Origin of the sequence: Runella aurantiaca (assembly GCF_003339505.1) — a bacterium.
Taxonomy (GTDB): domain Bacteria; phylum Bacteroidota; class Bacteroidia; order Cytophagales; family Spirosomataceae; genus Runella; species Runella aurantiaca.
In genome coordinates, this window is sequence record NZ_QPIW01000059.1 from 1 (window position 1) to 1,420 (window position 1,420).

At 42.6% G+C, this 1,420-nt stretch carries 2 protein-coding genes; both read left to right on the forward strand.

From position 1 onward, the window contains the following. Nucleotides 1-39: 39 nt before the first annotated feature. The gene (locus tag DVG78_RS29800) at nucleotides 40-444 is read left to right on the forward strand and encodes a hypothetical protein (protein WP_229598355.1); all 405 of its coding nucleotides are present in this window, start codon (nucleotides 40-42) and stop codon (nucleotides 442-444) included. Nucleotides 445-461: 17 nt separating this feature from the next. Continuing rightward, a complete protein-coding gene (locus DVG78_RS29805) occupies nucleotides 462-1,340 on the forward strand; it encodes an IS3 family transposase (RefSeq protein WP_229598356.1) in 879 nt (292 codons plus the stop codon). Nucleotides 1,341-1,420: the final 80 nt, after the last annotated feature.

Sequence of the window (1,420 nt, forward strand, 5' to 3'; positions counted from 1 at the left end):
TGTCTTGTCCTAAAATAGATTGACCATCTACACAAGCAGATGGGACACATATTTTTGCTTCGCAAACAGGCACACGAACTACGGATGCGCCAGATGGTTGAAGAAATCAACCTGAACCGATTGACTATTGAGCAGGGCATGGCCAAGTACAAGGTTCTCACCCGTCAGACCGTTACTAAATGGCTGGAACGAGTCCGACAGGAGGAACAACAACGTACAGATCCCATGAAACAAGCTACTAAGGAACCACCCCCGACTATCGTTGAACAGATCGCACTCAAGGCCGATGAGTTAGCAGGGCGAGTGAAACAACTTGAGAAGGAGTTGGAACAGTCTGAGCTCCAAATTCTTTATTACAAGACCGTAATTCGGGTTGCCGAGCAGGAGCTGGGCATCGCCATCGAAAAAAAGTCCGATACCAAACAATCCAACTCCTTCGACTAAGTCATCCACATTTCCATATCAGGCAAATAAGCGGGTTGTTTGGTTTTAGCCGTCAGGCATTCTATCAGCATAAAAACAGGCAGTTAACCACCGAAGAATGTGACCAACATGTCTTAGCTTTAATTGAACAAATTCGAAAGGATCATCCTCGTTTAGGGGGAAAAAAATTATATGAGCTCCTCAAAAAAGAGCTCATGGAAAGGGGAATAAAAATGGGCAGAGACGCTTTATTTGACCTGCTGGCCGCTAATAATCTGTTAATTAGGAAACGTAAGCGTAGAATGATTACCACTTTTTCAAGGCATCGATTTCGAAAGTATCCCAATCTAATCAAGGATATGACTATTCTTCGGCCAAACCAAGTATGGGTGGCTGATATAACGTATTGGTTAACAGATGCAGGTTACCTATACATCTCTTTGATTACTGATGCCTATTCGCGTCGAATCATGGGCTTTGCCCTGGCAGATAATTTGGAAGCCGTCAATTCACAACGAGCGTTGGAAATGGCTCTCAAGCAAATTACTAAGCGAATTGGTCGCCGGTTGATTCACCACAGTGATCGGGGCATCCAGTATTGTTGTAACGAGTATATTCGAGCAGTCGAAAACTATCATATTCGAATCAGTATGACGGAAAACTCGGACCCCTTAGAGAATTCAATTGCAGAGCGAGTAAACGGGATTCTCAAACAGGAATATCTGAGTCATCAACCGGTGCGAACGCTACAGGAAGCGTATGTTTTGTTAGAGAAAAGTATATTTCTTTACAACTATAAGCGTCCGCATCTAAGCTGTGATATGCTCAGTCCAAATGAAGCATATAGTGAATTCGGCCCGCTGGAACGTCGTTGGAAAAACTATTACGATCCTTCTAAACGGAAAGAGAAAAAATAGATTAAATTCGGACTAAGAAGAAAACGGTAAACATATTTCAGGATTAACTAAAAACGGTCAACTAATTTTAGGACAATACA